This window comes from Butyricimonas synergistica DSM 23225, assembly GCF_000379665.1.
GTDB classification, from domain to species: domain Bacteria; phylum Bacteroidota; class Bacteroidia; order Bacteroidales; family Marinifilaceae; genus Butyricimonas; species Butyricimonas synergistica.
In genome coordinates this window covers 1,207,340-1,224,762 of sequence record NZ_KB903359.1, presented here as the reverse complement: position 1 = coordinate 1,224,762, position 17,423 = coordinate 1,207,340, and the positions used below count along the sequence as shown (strand labels likewise).

The window sequence follows — 17,423 nt, the reverse complement described above, 5'->3', positions numbered from 1 at the left end:
AGTAAAAATTGAAGAAGCTTTGGAAAAGTTGTTTGCGACTTTTAATTGTAATCTAAATCGAAAATCGAGAGGGTAATTTAAAACAGTTTAATGGAAAAGTTTAGAGAATTAGGAGTAAGCGAGGAAATGCTTAAAGGAATCGCGGATTTAGGGTTTGAAACACCGAGTCCGGTACAGGAGAAAGCAATCCCCGTTATTTTAGGAGAAGAAAATGATTTAGTAGTATTAGCTCAGACCGGGACGGGAAAGACAGCCGCATTCGGATTGCCGCTGTTACAAAAAATTGAGCCGGAGTGGAATAATGTTCAAGTATTGATTTTAAGCCCCACACGCGAATTGTGCGTGCAGATTGGGAATGACTTGAGAAACTACTCCAAGTACCGTAAAGATATTCGTGTGACCTGTGTGTATGGAGGTACGGATATAAGAAGGCAGATCAAAGATTTGCAGAGAGGTGTGCACGTGGTTGTGGCTACACCGGGACGCTTGGTCGATTTGTTGAACCGGAAGGCAATCAACATTGAGAGTGTGTTTGCTGTCGTGTTGGACGAGGCAGACGAGATGTTGAATATGGGATTCCAGGAGGATTTGGATTTCATCCTGAGCAATACCCCCAAGGAGAAAAATACCTATCTTTTCTCGGCAACCATGCCTAAGGAGGTAGAACGGATTGCCCGGAATTATTTGGTAAATCAAAAAGAAATTTCTGTCGGTAAAAAGAATCAGGGAGCGGATACCGTATCTCACCAGTATTACATGGTGAGAGCCAAGGATTGCTACGAAACGTTGCGACGCATCGTGGACTGTGCGCCGAGTATGTACGCGATCATATTTACACGAACGAAAAATGATGCGCAGGATATAGCCAAGCATCTGCAACGGGACGGGATTGATTGCGATGCCTTGCACGGCGATTTGAGCCAGGCACAACGGGATAACGTGATGAACGCTTTCCGCGCAAAACGTTTGAAGGTGCTGGTGGCAACAGACGTGGCAGCCCGCGGACTGGACGTGGATAACCTGACTCACGTGATTAATTATAATTTGCCGGAGGACGTGGAGAGCTACACGCATCGTAGCGGTAGAACCGGACGTGCCGGAAAAGAGGGTATCTCGATAGCGATTATCCACTCGAAGGAGAAAGGAAAATTACGCCGTATCGAGAATATGCTCAAGAAACAATTCGAGTACAAGTCTGTACCGGGAGGAGAAGAAATCTGCCGGGCGCAGTTGGCGTTCTACGGTGATAAGATTCTTGCCTCGGAAGAATACGAGGATATGGACTTGTACGCGCAGGAAGTGTACGACAAATTTGCAGGACTCACGAAAGAAGAAGTGCTTCGTCATTTGGTTTCTTACGAGTTCGGTAGGTTGTTGAAGAAATACAAGAATACGGACGACTTGAATATCGAGGATGATGACCGGGGCGGACGTTCGGAAAGAGGCGACCGGGGAGGTCGTGACCGTGACCGCAGAGGACGGGGCGGAGATACCGTGTATAGCACCTTCACGTTGAATGTCGGACGGGAAGACGGGTTGACGCCGAAGGATCTGATGTCCTTGATTAACAAATATTCCCGTCGTCGGGGCATTGGTGTCGGAGGCATTCGTATTTTCGATACAGACACGAAGTTTGAGATCGATGAGGACAGTGCTTCAGACTTTGCTGTTGATTTCAGCAAAGTGCTCTTTAATGGAATTCCGTTAGAAATCAAAGCTATTCCTACGCGGGATCGTGGACGTCGCCGGGATGACCGGGGCAAAGGGGATTTCTCCGGTAGAAGAGAGCGTCGCTCAAGCGATCGCAATGATTCCAGAGATCGGGGTGGACGCCGGGATGACCGTAATGGTAATAGTGGCGGTAAACGTAGGGGCAGACCGGGAAGTGACCCGAAAAAGCCTAGAAATTTCAACAGATCCTCTTCCCGGAGCTAAAATAATTTGTAAATTTGAAGATGTGGAAAGCAAAGGCTAACTGCATCTTCAATTTTTTTCATTTTTAAATTGAGACGTTATGGAAGTTTACAGTGCTAAATTTGTGATAAGTAATTCGGACGTGAAGAAATGTCCGGAGCCAGACAAGCATGAGTATGCGTTTATCGGGAGATCAAACGTGGGAAAATCCTCGTTGATTAATATGCTGACGAACCACGGTAAACTTGCTAAAACATCCGGAGTCCCAGGGAAAACCCAGTTAATAAATCATTTCTTGATTAATGACGAGTGGTACTTGGTGGATTTACCGGGATACGGGTATGCCCGTTCTTCAAAATCGCAGCGGGCGCAGTTTAGCGGAATAATCCGCAATTATATCTTGAAACGGGAAAATATGGTCTGTCTGTTCGTGTTGATAGATAGTCGTCATGCCCCGTTGAAAATTGACTTGGAATTCATGGAATGGTTGGGTGAAAATGGCGTGCCCTTCGTGATGGTATTCACGAAAGCAGATAAGTTGACGACCACGGAACGCATGAATTGTATCGCCAAATACCAGGAAGGCATGAAAGAAACGTGGGAAACCATGCCGATGGCTTTTATGACTTCAGCCGAAACCAAAATGGGACGGGTGGAATTGTTATCTTATATTGAGGAACTGAATAAGTTAGAGATAGATTAAATGGATCCTATCGGATTATACCAATTGAATACTCTGGTGAAACAAGAATTGAAAAATCGTTTCCCGGATACTTTTTTGGTGGTTGCCGAGATAGCGGACGTGAAGGAAAACCGTTCGGGGCATTGTTATCTTGAACTCGTGGAGAAGCGGGAGGAGGATGATGCCGTTATTGCCATGGCTAGAGCGACGATATGGGCGTTCACCTATCGGATGCTGAAACCTTATTTTGAAACCACGACGGGGAAATCCCTGCAACGGGGAATAAAGGTGTTGGTCAGCGTGGAGATCGTTTTTCACGAGCTATACGGTTATTCACTGAATATTAAGAATATTGACCCGACTTTCACGGTGGGTGACTTGGAACGTAAGCGGAAAGAGATTATAGACCGCTTGACACGCGAGGGAGTCATTGATATGAACCGGGAACTGGAACTGCCTCTGCTTCCGAAAACGATAGCCGTAATATCCTCCCCGACGGCGGCAGGATACGGTGATTTCGTGGATCAATTGCATCGGAATGTGTACGGGTATGCCTTTCACACGAAGTTGTTTCCTGCTGTTATGCAAGGGGAAAAAACAACGGAATCGGTCATTGCCGCACTGGAAAGAATATACGAGTACGAGGCGCTTTTCGACGTGGTTGTTATCATCCGTGGGGGTGGTTCGCAGACAGATTTGGGAAGTTTTGATTCGTATGACCTGGCGGCGAACGTGGCACAATTCCCTATACCCGTGCTTGCCGGTATCGGGCATGAGCGGGATGAAACCATTGTCGACCGGGTGGCGTACCGTAGCGTGAAGACACCTACGGCTGCCGCGGCGTTCCTGATCGAGCGATTTAACGAGGCGGAAGGACGTCTGGAAGTAGCCAAAGAGAGTCTGATGCGGGAAGCCAAACGGATATTGCAAGACGAGAAAACTCGTCAAGTGGTGAAGATCACGGAATTGAAACAATTTACCCGGCTGTTTTTGGAGAGTCAGGAAAATCGTTTGATGCTCGCGTCACAGCGAGCCGATCATGCTTCACAATTGTTTATCGGCAACCGGATGAACTATTTGGAGCAGCTAAAAGCGAAGGTCGAGGGAAAGGTCACGGAAATATTGACTGCAAATCGTTATTTTTTAGAATTGGCAGAAACCAAAATGAAATATGCCGATCCGAAAAACATTTTAGAAAAGGGATTTTCGATCACCCGGGTAAATGGAAAAGCCGTACGGGATAGTGTTCTCGTGCGGGAGGGGGATGTTTTGGAAACGGAATTGTTTAAGGGTATAATACGGAGTGAAGTAAAAGATACAAGTAAATAAAGAATAGTTATGGAAGAGAGTTTGACTTATAAATCAGCCATGGAAGAGATCGAGAACCTGGTAAAACTATTGGAAGAGAATAAGCTGGATGTCGATGAATTGAGGGAGAAAGTAAAGCGGATTGCCGTGCTTGTCGAGTTTTGCAAAGAAAAATTGCACAGTACAGAGGAAGAGGTGAATAAAGTATTGAAATCCATTGCCGAGTGATGAGATTTTGGGAAATTTTCATTTTCGTTCTGTTGATTTTTAACCGGGGAATTGCACAATCTCAGGAGGTATTGAATACCTTTTGGCAACAGAAGGAAATGAAACATGCGGCTATTGGCGTGAGCGTGAAGAATGTGGCTGACGGTAAAGTCGTGTACGAGTATAATGCCGGAATGTCCTTGCGTCCGGCTTCCGTGTTGAAATTATTGTCCACGTCTTTGGCTTTGAAGTTAAAGGGGGATTCTCTGACTTTTCACACAAAAGTATCCTACTCGGGGAAGATAAGGGATGGGCTGCTTCAAGGAAATATAGTGATAGAGGCGGGGGGGGATCCTTGTCTTGATTCAAAGTATTTCAATGGGAATTTCTTGAGCCGTTTGGTAGATTCGATTGTCCGTCTGGGAATAAAACAGATAGAGGGAAATATAATCATAGAGAACGAAGGGCAACAACCTCTCATTCCGGGCTCATGGCTTTGGGAGGATGTCGCCAATTATTATGCGGCTTTGTATCATCCGTTTAATTACAGGGATAACACCTACACGATCAATTTGGCATCCGGGAAACCGGGTACCCGTCCGCGTATCGTTTCTGTCATTCCGTCAGTACCGGGAGTGAAACTACGCAACGAGGTCGTGTCTTCCGTGAAACAACAGGATTACGCATGGATATATGGTGGACCGGAAGCATCTACTTTATCAATACGGGGAACCATCCCTGCCAATCGTTCGTCTTTTGCCGTGAAAGGGGCAATGCACCACCCGGCTTCCGTTTTCCGTGCGGAATTGGAAAAGGAATTGAAAAACAAAGGAGTAGTCCTGAAAAAGAAAAAAGACATTCTTACCGACCGACAAGAATTCTTCACGGTTGAATCTCCTTTATTAAAAGAAATCGTTTTTTACACGAACAAGAATAGCGTGAATCTATTTGCCGAGGCTCTCGGTGCTTTGGTGAGTCCTTCGGAATTTGAAACTGCGGTAAAAGAAGAATTAAACCGCATGGGAATAGATTCTTCGGGAATCACGATAAAAGATGCCTGCGGGCTTTCTACTTCAAACGCTTTACCCGCGGGAACAGTTACAGACCTGCTGGTGTGGGCGAACAAGCAGTTGGGTGATTCTTTTCTCGCTTCCTTGCCACAAGGAGGTGTCGACAGGGGCTTGCGGGTATATTCCGCCGATCCTGTATTAGGAGGTAATTTAAGGGCTAAAACAGGCTCTATGTTTGGAGTTCGTGCTCTATCCGGATATTTGCATACCCGAAGGGGAGAAGTATTGGCATTCACGATACTCGTGAATAGCTACACGGGTGACCCCGTGAAAGTGCAAAAGACGATACGGGATTTCTTGCGGGAATTGGCAATACAATAAAAAAGCCGGCTTGTAAGCCGGCTTTTTTTTATGTAGCAAAATAACACTATTCATTTTTGAACGTAGCGTCACCGAAAGCCAACATCGGTAACGTAACGAAACCGAAGAATATGGTAGCGATCGTGAAACCAACGCCTTTACCGAATTTGGCAAGGAATTCGTGCAACATGATAATGGAGAACACGAGGTTTGCAATCGGCACGAAGATAATGATTAAAAGCCACCACCACGGTCTGTTGATAATTTGAAGCATCACGTAAACGTTGTAAATAGGAATAATACCTTCCCAACCCTGTCTACCTGCTTTCTCGAAGATTTTCCACATGGAAACCAACATTAAAACGACGATAAGTAGATAAATCAATCCTAGCATAATTTTAAATTTTTAATTAAACATTTATAGTTTGAATCAATTCTTAATTCCACATTTCTAGTACCACATACTGAATACGGGGGCAAATGTATAAAAATTGATCTTTTCGGGAAAGTTTTTTGTGATATAATTATAAAGTTTTTACACTAGGCGAAAATAATATTTTAATTTCTTTTCTCGGTGTAAATTTCTTTTACTGTGTTTTTTTAATATATTTGTCTTGTTAAATGTGGGGCTATAATGAGTGTTTTTGAATCAATTGATAAGTTAGCAATTGTTGATTATGCGATAGAACATATTGATCGAGAGGTGTATGCTTTTCGACCGGATGGCGATTTAGTGTACGCTAATCGCTTAGCTAAGGCACGTTTCCATTTGCCGGATGACTTCTCGGACGTTTTTATTTGGGAAATCAACGAGGACGTTACTCCCGATTCATGGCCAGAGAAAGTCCGGATGCTGAGGGAAACGGAAGGGGTGGTTGAGGATATTCTTTATTTGCATCAGCCTGATGGTTCATGCCATATCTTGAAATTGATGGTACACATAGCGATACATTCTTCCGGTGACGAGTTAATTTGGATTTTTGGACAAGACATCACGCGGGACGTGGAGAATGAAAGCAAAATCAAAGAGTTGCATTCGATCATGAATACGGTGCTGGATAATATTCCCGTCTGTCTTTTCGTGAAGGATATTCATGATGATTTCCGTTACATCTATTGGAACAAGGCTTTTGAGCGATATTCCCATATCTCCCGGGAGCGAGCCATTGGTAAGACTGATTTCGAGGTTTTCCCCAACCGGAAGGATGCCGAACGTTTCCGGAAAGATGATAAGCGCCTGTTGGCTATCGGTAAGGATTGCGAATTTTTCGAGACTTACGAGGCAAATAACGGGGAATTGCGTACAGTGAAAACGTTGAAAACATTGGTATGCGGGGATAATGGGAGGCCTTGTTTCTTAGTCGGTATTTCGTGGGATATGACCGATATGAAGAACACGGAACAGGAATTAATCAAAGCTCGGGTGAAAGCGGAGCAATCCGATAAACTGAAATCTGCTTTTCTTGCCAACATGAGCCATGAGATCCGTACTCCGTTGAACGCGATTATTGGGTTTACCCGCTTGATTGCCGAGTCTGAGGATATGGACGAGCGGGAGTATTACATGAATATCGTTGAGGATAATTCGGAATTATTGACCCAATTGATTAATGATATTCTCGATCTTTCCAAGATTGAGGCGGGAAGTTTGGAATTTGTTTATAAACCCATGAACATCCGTGAGTTGTGTTTGAAAATACTGGAAGTGCACGGATCACGGATGAAAGAGGGTGTGAAACTAATATTTGACGAGCGGAGCGAGAACTTGTTCTTGTCGGCTGATGGGAATAGATTGTTTCAGGTTGTTTCTAATTTGATTATCAATGCTTCCAAGTTCACCACGAAAGGGTACATCCGTTTCGGGTACACGCTTGTCGGCGAATATGTCGAGTTCTATGTAGAGGATACTGGGTGCGGAATACCCGAAGATAAAGTGTCTACAATATTTGATCGTTTCACAAAATTGAATACCTTTGTCCAAGGTTCGGGATTAGGATTGGCAATATGTAAGATGCTAGTTGAAAAAATGGGTGGAGATATATCAGTCCAATCTGAAGAAAATGAAGGTTCTATTTTTAAATTTACAATTCCTTATCAAGAAATTGCAATGGAAACAGGGACGAACGATATGGAAAACAAAGAGACAAAAGAAAGTGTAAATGCTGGTAGAACAATTCTGGTTGCAGAAGATGTTGAAAGCAATTATCTTTTATTGAAAGCCATTATTGGAAAGATTTATACCTTAGTTCATGCGTGGGATGGACAACAGGCAATAGATATGTTCAACGAAACAAAACCAGACCTTATCTTGATGGATATTAAAATGCCGGTAATGGACGGTTTGGCGGCAACTCGTGCTATCCGGGCGGAAGCTAAAGATATTCCAATCATCGCGTTAACCGCTTTTGCTTTTGACGATGATCGCGTGAAAGCGTTGGAAGCCGGGTGTAATGATTATTTGACCAAGCCTTTGTCGGCAATCCTGTTAAAGGAAACTATCGCGAAATATCTGAAATAGTAGATAATAAAATAAAGTCCATAAAATCTATAAAACCAAGAGGTTCATGTGAATATAGATTTTATGGACTTTTGATATAATGAATAAAAAAAGGGCTGTTTTCCAGCCCTTTTTTGTTATTTCACCTCCTCGAAATCAACATCGGTTACCTCTTGGTCTTTTCCTCCGTTGTTCGGTTGTTGTTCCGTGTTCGGTGCACCTTGTTGTTGTCCGCCGGCTTGTTGTTGGGCGTTATACATCTCTTGTGATGCAGCTTGGAATACATTATTCAGTTCATCGATAGCCGAATTAATTGCAGCGACATCTTGAGCCTTGTGAGCGTCTTTCAGTTTTTGCAAAGCGGTTTCGATCGGTTGTTTCTTGTCAGCAGGCAATTTGTCTCCAAATTCTTTCAATTGCTTTTCAGTTTGGAAGATCATACTGTCAGCCTTGTTGATCGTGTCTATACGTTCTTTTTCTACACGGTCTGCTTCTGCGTTAGCGGCAGCCTCGTCTTTCATCTTCTTGATCTCGGCGTCAGAAAGACCGGATGAAGCTTCGATACGGATAGATTGTTCTTTTCCGGTTGCTTTATCCTTGGCTGATACTTTCAAGATACCGTTGGCATCAATATCAAAGCTAACCTCGATCTGTGGTACTCCACGCGGGGCTGGTGGTAGACCATCCAAGTGGAAACGTCCTATTGTCTTGTTGTCTTTTGCCATAGGACGTTCTCCTTGCAACACGTGGATTTCTACTGACGGTTGGTTATCGGCAGCCGTTGAGAATACCTCTGACTTCTTGGTAGGGATGGTCGTGTTCGACTCGATCAATTTGGTCATCACGCCACCTAACGTTTCGATACCCAAAGAAAGCGGGGTAACGTCAAGCAACAGCACGTCTTTTACCTCTCCGGTTAATACACCACCTTGGATAGCGGCACCTACTGCAACTACTTCATCCGGGTTTACACCCTTTGACGGGGCTTTGCCGAAGAATTCTTCAACTTTCTTCTGAACAGCCGGGATACGGGTAGAACCACCCACGAGGATCACTTCGCTGATGTCCGAAGCGCTGATGTTAGCGTTTTTCAAGGCACGGCGACACGGTTCGATTGTGGCTTGTACCAAGTGGTCGGTCAATTGCTCGAATTGAGCTCTGGTCAACGTTCTAACCAAGTGCTTTGGAATTCCGTCTACCGGGAATATGTACGGCAGGTTGATTTCCGTGGAAGTAGAGCTTGACAACTCGATTTTTGCTTTTTCGGCAGCTTCTTTCAAGCGTTGGTGAGCCATCGGGTCTTTCCGGATGTCCACGCCTTCGTCTTTCTTGAATTCGTCAGCAAGCCAGTTGATAATCACGTCGTCGAAGTCGTCACCACCCAAGTGAGTATCACCGTCGGTTGATTTCACCTCGAATACCCCGTCACCCAATTCCAGTACGGAAATATCAAAGGTACCACCTCCCAAGTCGAATACTGCGATTTTCATATCCTTGTCCTGCTTGTCCAGCCCGTAAGCCAAAGCAGCAGCTGTCGGCTCATTGATGATACGTTTCACGGTCAATCCGGCAATCTCTCCGGCTTCTTTTGTTGCCTGACGTTGAGAGTCGTTGAAGTACGCGGGCACGGTGATTACCGCTTCCGTAACTTCCTGTCCCAAGTAGTCCTCGGCAGTCTTTTTCATCTTTTGAAGGATCATTGCGGAAATCTCTTGCGGAGAATATTTCCGGTCACCGATCTCTACGCGGGGCGTGTTATTTTCGCCGCGTATTACTTTGTACGGTACACGGTTGATTTCTTTTGACACTTGGTCATAGGTTTCACCCATAAACCGTTTGATAGAATATATTGTTCTCGTCGGGTTCGTGATTGCCTGACGTTTTGCAGGATCACCCACTTTCCTTTCGCCGTTATCAACGAAAGCGACGATAGACGGTGTCGTTCTTCTTCCCTCACTGTTAGGGATTACCACGGGTTCGTTACCTTCCATTACGGCAACGCAAGAGTTTGTGGTTCCCAAGTCTATACCAATTATCTTTCCCATATGATTAAATATTATAATGTTATTATTTTCAATACTTGTTTTTTCGTTCTTTCTCCTCGAATAGTTTCAAGAACATTTATCTTTTATCAAACGGTGTGCCAGCCGTGGAACAAGACTTTTTTTCATAAAAATATATCCTGTTTGGAATATTTAATGACATATTTACTGACAGAACGTCACGATTTGTCAGAAACACGACTGAAATATTCTCCCGTGCCTAGTGATGTCCTGTCGGGATTGTCATGTTACCCGCGTGTCGGGGATGGTCCTGGTGAAATTTTGCCGTGATTCCCAGGAATCTTTTTCATCCTCGCCTTGTTTACTCCGTGATCTAGGGCGGATGTGTTGAGTAAATACTTTTTAAGAATGATGAATGAGAAAAAGTTTTTTATTATATTTATCCCCTTGGAAAAAAATCGATAGGGTTAGAGAAGTATATAAATTGTTGCGTAAAAGGAATTATTGTGGAAGAGAACGAGAATAAAGCGATTCAGGTGATTGGTGTTACCGGGAATGTGGATTTTCAGATGTCCCGTTGGGATGCGGGTAGCGGCTTGCAGAATAATATTGTATTGTTAAAAGCGGGATGTAGTCACGAGGAGTTTTTGAAGGTGCTTCGGGAGATAGATTCCGATGAAATCATGTTGGTCGATCTCGACCGGGTGGCGCTTAATTCCCTGGCACCCTTGGGGCAGGTTTACCGGAAATCATGCCGGAAGGAGCACGTGTATTACGTGTCGGTTCAGAAACGGAAATTGTGGTTCGGTTTCATGGATATGGCGTTGTGGCGGGGCGACCGGGTGATCACGGATTCTCCGGTGTTGATCGGGCAGAAGTCGTTGTTCATGAAAGCATACGCCGGGGAGGACTTGGATAGCAATTTGTTAAGGGCGGTGAGTTACAGTTTGCAGAAAGCATACATGAAATTCGATCGCTTGGAAACCAATATTACTTGGAAGGCTTCCGTGTCAAACTCTAACCCGGCTGTCAATTACTTGTGGCGGGTTCCGTTCCGATTCTTGTTTTCCGGGCGTTTCTTTACAACCCTGTTCGATGCCGGCAATCGAGCCCGCCGGGATATGGTCTACCGTATGCTGATGTTGCTTTTCGGGGTATTCGTGTTTTTCTATATGCCTTACGTGAGTAAGGATTACGGGATTAGCGGCGACGAGTATGTCGACCACCGCCATTCCGGTTACGTGCTGGATTATTTCACGAAAGGGGATAAAGCTGCGTTGAGCCAGCCGAAGACGGCATTGCATCTTTATGGCAATTCGATGCAGGTCGTGGCGGCGGTCGTGGCTAATGCGATCGGTGCGGACGACGTGTATGCGGTGCGCCACGTGGTGTGTGCCCTTGTCGGGGCGTTGGGGGTGATCGTGATCGGACTGATGGGGTTGCGTTTCGGGGGCGGATTGTGTGGTCTGCTGTCCATGTTGCTGCTCTTCTTTTCGCCCCGGTTCTTTGGGCATAGCATGAATAATCTGAAGGATATTCCTTTTGCGGAGGGCTATCTGGTGGCGATATTCTATTTCGTCCGCTTGTTCGACCGTTACCCGGTGATAAAACTCCGCCACGTGATCGGTACCGTGCTAGGTATCGCCTTGGCGTTGGGCACACGTTCCGGTGGATTGCTGTTGTTCCCTTATCTCGTGATGTACGGGGGCTTGTTCTATATCTTGTGGGTGGGTTTCAAGGAATTCTACAATTTCTTGAAATACCGGAAAGAGGTGGAGAATATTTTGTTTCTGATTGTGATCGTGTTGTTCGTGGGGTACTTTTTGTCTATCGTCACGTGGCCTTTTGCACTGGCTCGTCCTTTCACGAACGTGGTGCTTTCCTTGAAGGAGTTCACGAATTATAATATCGGGTTGCGTACCATATTCGAGGGACAACAGATGATGTCCAATATGTTGCCCGTGCATTATGCCCCGAAATACTTGCTGATCGCTTCACCGCTAGTAGTTGTGGTTGGTTTCTTCGGGTACTTTATTTTTATGATTTCCCGGAAGAAGGAATTTTCGTTGCTTTCTTTCTTTATCTTGTTTTCGCTTGTGTTCCCCGTGTTCTGGGTGATTTACAAGAAATCGAACTTGTATGGCGGCATCCGGCACTTGTTGTTTGTCATGCCGTTTATGGTGTTGCTGGCAGCCCGTTTCTGGACGTTGCTGTTGACAGTGGCACCCAAGTATCTGAAACTCGTGGCGGCGAGCGTGTTGATCGGATTGTTGTTCCTTCCGGCACGGCATATGGCGGTCAACCACCCGAACGACTACGTTTATTTCAACGAGTCGGTGGGAGGGTTAAAGGGTGCCTATGGTGATTACGAGACGGATTATTATTATAATTCCCTGAAGAAAGGGGTGGATTGGTTCAAAGCGAACGTGGACTATAAAGGACGCCCCGTGACAATTGTGACCAACCACAGTGCCAACCTGCAACATTATTTCCGGAAAGACACGAACGTGAAGGTTATTTATAGCCGCTATTACGATAAATACAGCAAAGACTGGGATTATATGATATTCGGTAACGTGTACATCAACAGTTTCCAGCTGAAGAACGGGCTTTTCCCCGTGAAGGAGGGTTTTCTCCATTCGGTGGATGCCGACGGTTTACCCATGTGCGTGATTGGTAAGCGTACTTCCAAAGAGGATTACGAGGCTATCGTGCTGGAACAAGAAAAGAAATACCCCGAGGCTATAGCCAAGCTGGAGGAATATTTGAAAACGCACCCGTGGAACGAGGAGATGTGGATGCGGTTGTCCAAGATGTATTACGCGGAACACAAGAACGAGGATGCCTTGCGCTGTGCCGAGGAGTCTTTGAAGTGGCAACCCCAGCTGATGGATGCGCTGAATATAAAGGCTCTCGCCGCGCTGGATTTGGAGCGTTATGCCACGGCACATCAAGCGGTGGATGCCATGTTGGCGCAGAATGATGTGGCTTCTTCTTCCTATTACTTGAAGGGATTGATTTACTACACGGAAGGTCGGGACAAAGAGGCTCTCGATTTGGTGAACAAGGCTTTGCGATATAACGGGCGCAACGATTTGGCACTGGCGTTAGGTGGGGATATTTTGAAACGCAACCGGAATTATGCGAAGGCGATCGAACCTTACGAGAAGGTGGTGCAGGCAAAGAGAGCCGACGAGAAAGTGCTGCTTTCGTTGGCGGAGTGTTATTGCCGGGTGAAGAATTACGGGATGCTGGGACAGGTGACGAAGTTGCTGAACGAACAAGGACGGGATAAGGTGACCTTACGCAAGATAGAAATCCGGGCTTTCCTGCAACAGAAGAAATTGGCTGAAGCACATGATCTGCTGGTACAGATGAAGGACGTGGAGGAAGACAGCGAGTTGATGTTATTGTGGGCGTTGTACGAGTTGTCGGAAGGACGCCGGGGAACAGCGTTGGAGTACGTGAAGAAAGCCGCGGAACTCGATCCTCATGATTGGGAAGCTGCCGAGTTGCAAAAGATGTTGTCCCAAGGGGGAGATATTCGATTATAAAAAAGGGCAATATGGAAAAAATATGTATTATCATACCTTGTTATAATGAGGCTCAACGATTGGATGTGCCCAAGTTTCGAGAATTCGTGCGTGAAGACGAGCGGTTTGACTTTTGCTTCGTGAACGACGGAAGCCGGGATAACACTTCTGAAGTTTTACGGCAGGTGGTGGCGTCCGAGCCGGAGCGTTTCCTGTTGGTGGATAACGCGGACAACCGGGGCAAGGCGGAAGCCGTGAGGAGTGGTATGCTATATGTCGCTTCGTTGGGGCGATACGAGGCGATAGGTTTCTTGGATGCCGATCTGGCTACCCCGTTGGAGGATCTTCATCTGCTGTCGGAGGAGATGGATTATAAACCGGGGGTGCAAGTGGTGATGGGTGTCCGGCTGAAACGCCTGGGGGCGAACGTGCAACGTAAGGCGTATCGCCATTACCTGGGACGGGGATTTGCCACGTTGGTTTCGATGTTATACCGCCTTCCCGTGTATGATACCCAATGTGGGGCAAAGTTATTCCGGAGCGAGTTAGTTCCCGGGATATTCAAGGATAGTTTTAATTCCAAATGGCTTTTCGACGTGGAGTTGATCCTGCGGGTACGGAAAGATTATCCCGATTATGACAAGATCATTCACGAGGTACCTCTTGACACGTGGATCGAGAAAGGGGACAGTCGTATAAAATTCACGCATTTGTTGAAGATGCCTAAAGAGTTGTTTAATATATATTGCCGGTATATGTGATTATCCTCGAACACGGGATGAAATGCCCACGCGGTAAAAATCACAGGTATTCCGGGTGTCTTTTCAGCCAAACGACGGCATAGGAGCACGTTGCTTTCGGTTTCAGGTCATTGGCTTTCGCGTATTCGTAAGCAACTTCGGTAAGTGCCCCGGCGATGCCTTGTCCCTCTAACGGTTTCGGAACAAAAGTGTGGATAATATCCAGACTGTCATCGTGTAAATCGTATTCGGCGTAAGCCTTCATGCCCCCGAGTTCGATCTCGAACCGCTGTTCTTGGGGATAATGTGTGATCTTGTAGTTCATAACTTCTTTTTTCTCTTGTAACGAAAGTAATGAAAAGAATGTTATGATTCACTTTTTTGTTCTATATTTGAGAACGAACAATAAAAATAGAATGATATGATAGAAGCACCGGAAGCTATTTGTCTGGCGAAACAATTGAATGAAACGATTAAAGGGAAGCGAGTAACCTATGTTTTGGTCGGTCACACGCCACATAAATTCACGTTTTCTTGCGGAAAGCCGGAAGAATATCCCGCGTTGTTGCAGGATAAAATCGTGGGGGATTCGTGTGCCCACGGGGGAATGGTGCAGGTAAACGTGGGGGACGCTAAACTTGTGTTTACCGATGGGGCAAATCTGCGTTATTACGCTCCGGGTGCGAAATTGCCTAATAAACACCAGCTGCTCGTGGGGTTCGATGACGAGAGTTGCATCATCGTTTCGGTGCGGATGTACGGGGGAATATTGTGTTTCACGGGCGATTCGTTCGAGGGAGGGTTGAACTCTTATTACGCGTGTGCCAAGATGAAGCCGCAAGTCATGTCGGATGCTTTTACCCAAGAATATTTTTTAAGTTTAATTAATGCGGAGGATGTGCAGAACAAGAGCGTGAAGGCTTTCCTTGCCACCGATCAGATGATTCCCGGTCTGGGAAACGGGGTGTTGCAGGATATTTTGTATAATGCCCGTCTTCACCCGAAGGTTAAGGTCAGCACCTTGTCCGGGCAACAACGGCAAGATTTGTACCACCACGTGAAGAACACGATGCACGAAATGCTTGAAAAAGGAGGGCGTGATTCGGAGAAAGATTTATTCGACCAAAAGGGGGGATACATTCCTTATTTGTCCAAAGACACGGTAGGGACTCACTGCCTGCGTTGCGGGGATATGATCTTGAAGGAAAGCTACATGGGAGGGAGTATCTATTATTGTAATACGTGTCAGAAGTATTTTTGAGTAAAGATCCGTATTCTCTGTGCATGTCATTTCTTTGTATGATGAGTTTTCCAGAAGTCTGATCATGCGACGCTTCGGTATCCTTGTTCTTAAAGCCTTTCTCTTTCTTTTCTTGTAATAGGAAAGAGGGTTTTCCGTAACATCTGTGTATTTGTTACGAGGACGCCTTATGCCGAGCTCCCTGCAATGCATGCAGATATGCCGGTAGAGCTATTCGATGCTTTCCCAAAGGAGCTTCATATTCGTAGGAAAACGCATATGACTTTCATAGCATGTGGCGTCAGTCATATACGCGTGAAGGTTCTCAAGATAAGGTTTCCAGTATGAGGTAAGGATGTTCTGAAGGGAATCAATGTCAAGACGGGATGATCCGGTGTAAACCTTCAATACCATAAGGGCTATCTTTGCTGAAGAACTGAAACAGTTCCATCGAATTCTGTAAATCTCCATTCGCCCCACATTGTGCCTCTTTGAATCCAAAGTAACTTTGCAAACGAAATGGATGGCAACAAAAGGCTAAATACCAAAATGTTCCACACCGTTGCAACAGGATGCGGAGAACAATTTATATATATAATTTATGGCAACAGTAAAAACCAAATTTCGTGCATCCTCTGCCGAAACGAAAGAGGGCACATTATTCTATCAAGTGATTCACAACCGGGTAGCCAGGCAGATCCGCACCGGTTATAAACTGCACCTGCGAGAATGGGATGCGGAAAATGAGGAAATTGTTTTTCCTCCTGACATCGGGGAGGTACGCCAAAACTATCTGGTTTCATTAAAAAATGCCGTACAGGAAGATACGAAACGACTGAAAAGTATCATCTCGCATCTTGAACGTGCGGACGGTGACTATATGGCAGAGAATGTGGTGTCAAAATACTTTTCACCGGCAGACAATCGTTGCTTTATATCCTTTGCCCGGGATCTTGTCGATCAGTTGAAACAAATCGGGAAACAATGTACTGCAGAAACCTACACGACCGCCGTCAATAGTTTTGCAAGGTTCAGGAAAGGATGCGACATCCTTTTGGACAACGTGGATTCCGACTTGATGACGGCATACGAGACATACCTCAAATCAACCGGAGTCTGTCCCAACAGCATTTCATTCTACATGCGCAATCTCCGGGCAATATACAACCGTGCAGTGGATAAAGAATTGATTGTGCAGCGTTATCCGTTCAAACACGTCTATACCGGAATCGACAAGACTGTCAAACGTGCAGTGCCTCTGCACGTCATCCGTCAGATACGGGATCTGGATTTGAGATTGTATCCGGTGATGGACTACGCAAGAGATGTTTTCATGTTCTCGTTCTATACACGCGGAATGTCATTCGTCGACATGGCGTTTTTGAAGAAAAAAAATCTGCAGAACGGTATTCTATCCTACCGCCGGCACAAGACCAACCAGCAACTGTTTATCAAATGGGAGAAACCCATGCAGGAATTGATCGACAAGTACGACACGACCGGCTCGCCTTATCTGTTACCTATCATCAAAAGCAATGGTAAAGATGAAAGACAGCAATACAAGAGCGAGGCGCACCGGATAAACAACAACCTGAAGAAAATCGGCGAACGGTTGGGGCTGGCCATTCCGCTGACAACCTATGTTGCCCGCCACGGCTGGGCAAGTATCGCCAAAAGCAAGAATATCCCCATTGCCACAATCAGCGAAGCGATGGGACACGACTCGGAAACTACCACACGCATCTATCTTGCCTCTCTGGACACTTCGGTAGTGGACAAGGCAAACAGTCTTATCTTAAAATCCCTGTAAAAACGGGAATCCAACGCCGTAAATTTTCTGTAAAGACATGCTTTACGGCGATTTTCTTTTCTTTCTAAAAACGGAATAAGTGTTGAGTAGAAAATCAATTCTCTCCGTAAGAGATGTAT

14 protein-coding genes and 1 pseudogene are annotated in these 17,423 nt (G+C 45.6%); 11 read left to right on the top strand and 4 right to left on the bottom strand.

Features of this window, described 5'->3' with window-relative positions:
* Window positions 1-90: 90 nt before the first annotated feature.
* The 5 genes from A3CY_RS0105390 (at window position 91) to dacB (ending at window position 5,502) form a co-directional block, all read left to right on the top strand.
* Window positions 91-1,935, top strand: coding sequence for a DEAD/DEAH box helicase (locus tag A3CY_RS0105390; RefSeq protein ID WP_018336882.1), 1,845 nt, complete (start codon window positions 91-93; stop codon window positions 1,933-1,935).
* 79 nt (window positions 1,936-2,014) lie between these two features.
* Window positions 2,015-2,617: a ribosome biogenesis GTP-binding protein YihA/YsxC gene (gene yihA / locus A3CY_RS22675; protein WP_018336881.1), complete on the top strand. Its 603-nt coding sequence runs from the start codon at window positions 2,015-2,017 to the stop codon at window positions 2,615-2,617.
* On the top strand, window positions 2,618-3,925 hold the full coding sequence (xseA, locus tag A3CY_RS0105380; RefSeq protein WP_018336880.1) for an exodeoxyribonuclease VII large subunit: 1,308 nt from the start codon (window positions 2,618-2,620) through the stop codon (window positions 3,923-3,925).
* 9 nt (window positions 3,926-3,934) lie between these two features.
* A complete protein-coding gene (gene xseB, locus A3CY_RS0105375; RefSeq protein WP_018336879.1) occupies window positions 3,935-4,132 on the top strand; it encodes an exodeoxyribonuclease VII small subunit in 198 nt (65 codons plus the stop codon).
* The gene (gene dacB / locus A3CY_RS0105370) at window positions 4,132-5,502 is read left to right on the top strand and encodes a D-alanyl-D-alanine carboxypeptidase/D-alanyl-D-alanine endopeptidase (RefSeq protein WP_018336878.1); all 1,371 of its coding nucleotides are present in this window, start codon (window positions 4,132-4,134) and stop codon (window positions 5,500-5,502) included. Before xseB ends, dacB begins: the two co-directional genes overlap by 1 nt.
* Before the next feature lie 46 nt (window positions 5,503-5,548).
* Here the strand turns inward: dacB and A3CY_RS0105365 are convergent, their stop codons facing one another.
* Window positions 5,549-5,875 (bottom strand): DUF5684 domain-containing protein, encoded by a 327-nt coding sequence (locus A3CY_RS0105365; RefSeq protein ID WP_018336877.1) that lies wholly within the window; start codon window positions 5,873-5,875, stop codon window positions 5,549-5,551.
* Between the two features lie 240 nt (window positions 5,876-6,115).
* On the opposite strand from A3CY_RS0105365, the gene A3CY_RS20300 reads away from it, so the two are divergent.
* On the top strand, window positions 6,116-7,999 hold the full coding sequence (locus A3CY_RS20300) for an ATP-binding protein (protein WP_018336876.1): 1,884 nt from the start codon (window positions 6,116-6,118) through the stop codon (window positions 7,997-7,999).
* Between the two features lie 116 nt (window positions 8,000-8,115).
* Here A3CY_RS20300 and dnaK read toward each other — a convergent pair whose 3' ends face one another.
* Window positions 8,116-10,023 (bottom strand): molecular chaperone DnaK, encoded by a 1,908-nt coding sequence (dnaK, locus tag A3CY_RS0105355; RefSeq protein ID WP_018336875.1) that lies wholly within the window; start codon window positions 10,021-10,023, stop codon window positions 8,116-8,118.
* A 141-nt stretch (window positions 10,024-10,164) separates the two neighbouring features.
* Between dnaK and A3CY_RS22860 the strand changes: the two genes are divergently transcribed.
* From A3CY_RS22860 to A3CY_RS0105345, 3 genes are all read left to right on the top strand, one after another.
* Entirely contained in the window at window positions 10,165-10,311 is a 147-nt protein-coding gene (locus A3CY_RS22860; protein ID WP_155828186.1) for a hypothetical protein, read from the top strand.
* 176 nt (window positions 10,312-10,487) lie between these two features.
* Window positions 10,488-13,535 (top strand): tetratricopeptide repeat protein, encoded by a 3,048-nt coding sequence (locus tag A3CY_RS0105350; protein WP_018336874.1) that lies wholly within the window; start codon window positions 10,488-10,490, stop codon window positions 13,533-13,535.
* An 11-nt stretch (window positions 13,536-13,546) separates the two neighbouring features.
* A complete protein-coding gene (locus tag A3CY_RS0105345; protein ID WP_018336873.1) occupies window positions 13,547-14,275 on the top strand; it encodes a glycosyltransferase in 729 nt (242 codons plus the stop codon).
* A gap of 40 nt (window positions 14,276-14,315) precedes the next feature.
* On the opposite strand, the gene A3CY_RS0105340 is transcribed toward A3CY_RS0105345, so the two are convergent.
* Window positions 14,316-14,579: a GNAT family N-acetyltransferase gene (locus A3CY_RS0105340; RefSeq protein ID WP_018336872.1), complete on the bottom strand. Its 264-nt coding sequence runs from the start codon at window positions 14,577-14,579 to the stop codon at window positions 14,316-14,318.
* 96 nt (window positions 14,580-14,675) lie between these two features.
* On the opposite strand from A3CY_RS0105340, the gene A3CY_RS0105335 reads away from it, so the two are divergent.
* On the top strand, window positions 14,676-15,515 hold the full coding sequence (locus A3CY_RS0105335) for a hypothetical protein (RefSeq protein ID WP_018336871.1): 840 nt from the start codon (window positions 14,676-14,678) through the stop codon (window positions 15,513-15,515).
* Here A3CY_RS0105335 and A3CY_RS23265 read toward each other — a convergent pair.
* Window positions 15,472-15,947: pseudogene (locus tag A3CY_RS23265) on the bottom strand (DDE transposase); the annotation flags it as partial. The gene A3CY_RS0105335 and the pseudogene A3CY_RS23265 overlap by 44 nt on opposite strands.
* Window positions 15,948-16,095: 148 nt before the next feature.
* On the opposite strand from A3CY_RS23265, the gene A3CY_RS0105330 reads away from it, so the two are divergent.
* Complete coding sequence (locus A3CY_RS0105330; protein ID WP_018336870.1) at window positions 16,096-17,304, top strand: site-specific integrase; 1,209 nt, start codon at window positions 16,096-16,098, stop codon at window positions 17,302-17,304.
* Window positions 17,305-17,423 lie beyond the last annotated feature (119 nt).

Bases quoted from the DNA above. Each gene is read 5' to 3' on its own strand.
- A3CY_RS0105390 (WP_018336882.1), top strand. From the start codon at position 91: ATGGAAAAGTTTAGAGAATTAGGAGTAAGCGAGGAAATGCTTAAAGGA.
- yihA (WP_018336881.1), top strand. From the start codon at position 2,015: ATGGAAGTTTACAGTGCTAAATTTGTGATAAGTAATTCGGACGTGAAG.
- xseA (WP_018336880.1), top strand. From the start codon at position 2,618: ATGGATCCTATCGGATTATACCAATTGAATACTCTGGTGAAACAAGAA.
- xseB (WP_018336879.1), top strand. From the start codon at position 3,935: ATGGAAGAGAGTTTGACTTATAAATCAGCCATGGAAGAGATCGAGAAC.
- dacB (WP_018336878.1), top strand. From the start codon at position 4,132: ATGAGATTTTGGGAAATTTTCATTTTCGTTCTGTTGATTTTTAACCGG.
- A3CY_RS0105365 (WP_018336877.1), bottom strand. From the start codon at position 5,875: ATGCTAGGATTGATTTATCTACTTATCGTCGTTTTAATGTTGGTTTCC.
- A3CY_RS20300 (WP_018336876.1), top strand. From the start codon at position 6,116: ATGAGTGTTTTTGAATCAATTGATAAGTTAGCAATTGTTGATTATGCG.
- dnaK (WP_018336875.1), bottom strand. From the start codon at position 10,023: ATGGGAAAGATAATTGGTATAGACTTGGGAACCACAAACTCTTGCGTT.
- A3CY_RS0105345 (WP_018336873.1), top strand. From the start codon at position 13,547: ATGGAAAAAATATGTATTATCATACCTTGTTATAATGAGGCTCAACGA.
- A3CY_RS0105340 (WP_018336872.1), bottom strand. From the start codon at position 14,579: ATGAACTACAAGATCACACATTATCCCCAAGAACAGCGGTTCGAGATC.
- A3CY_RS0105335 (WP_018336871.1), top strand. From the start codon at position 14,676: ATGATAGAAGCACCGGAAGCTATTTGTCTGGCGAAACAATTGAATGAA.
- A3CY_RS0105330 (WP_018336870.1), top strand. From the start codon at position 16,096: ATGGCAACAGTAAAAACCAAATTTCGTGCATCCTCTGCCGAAACGAAA.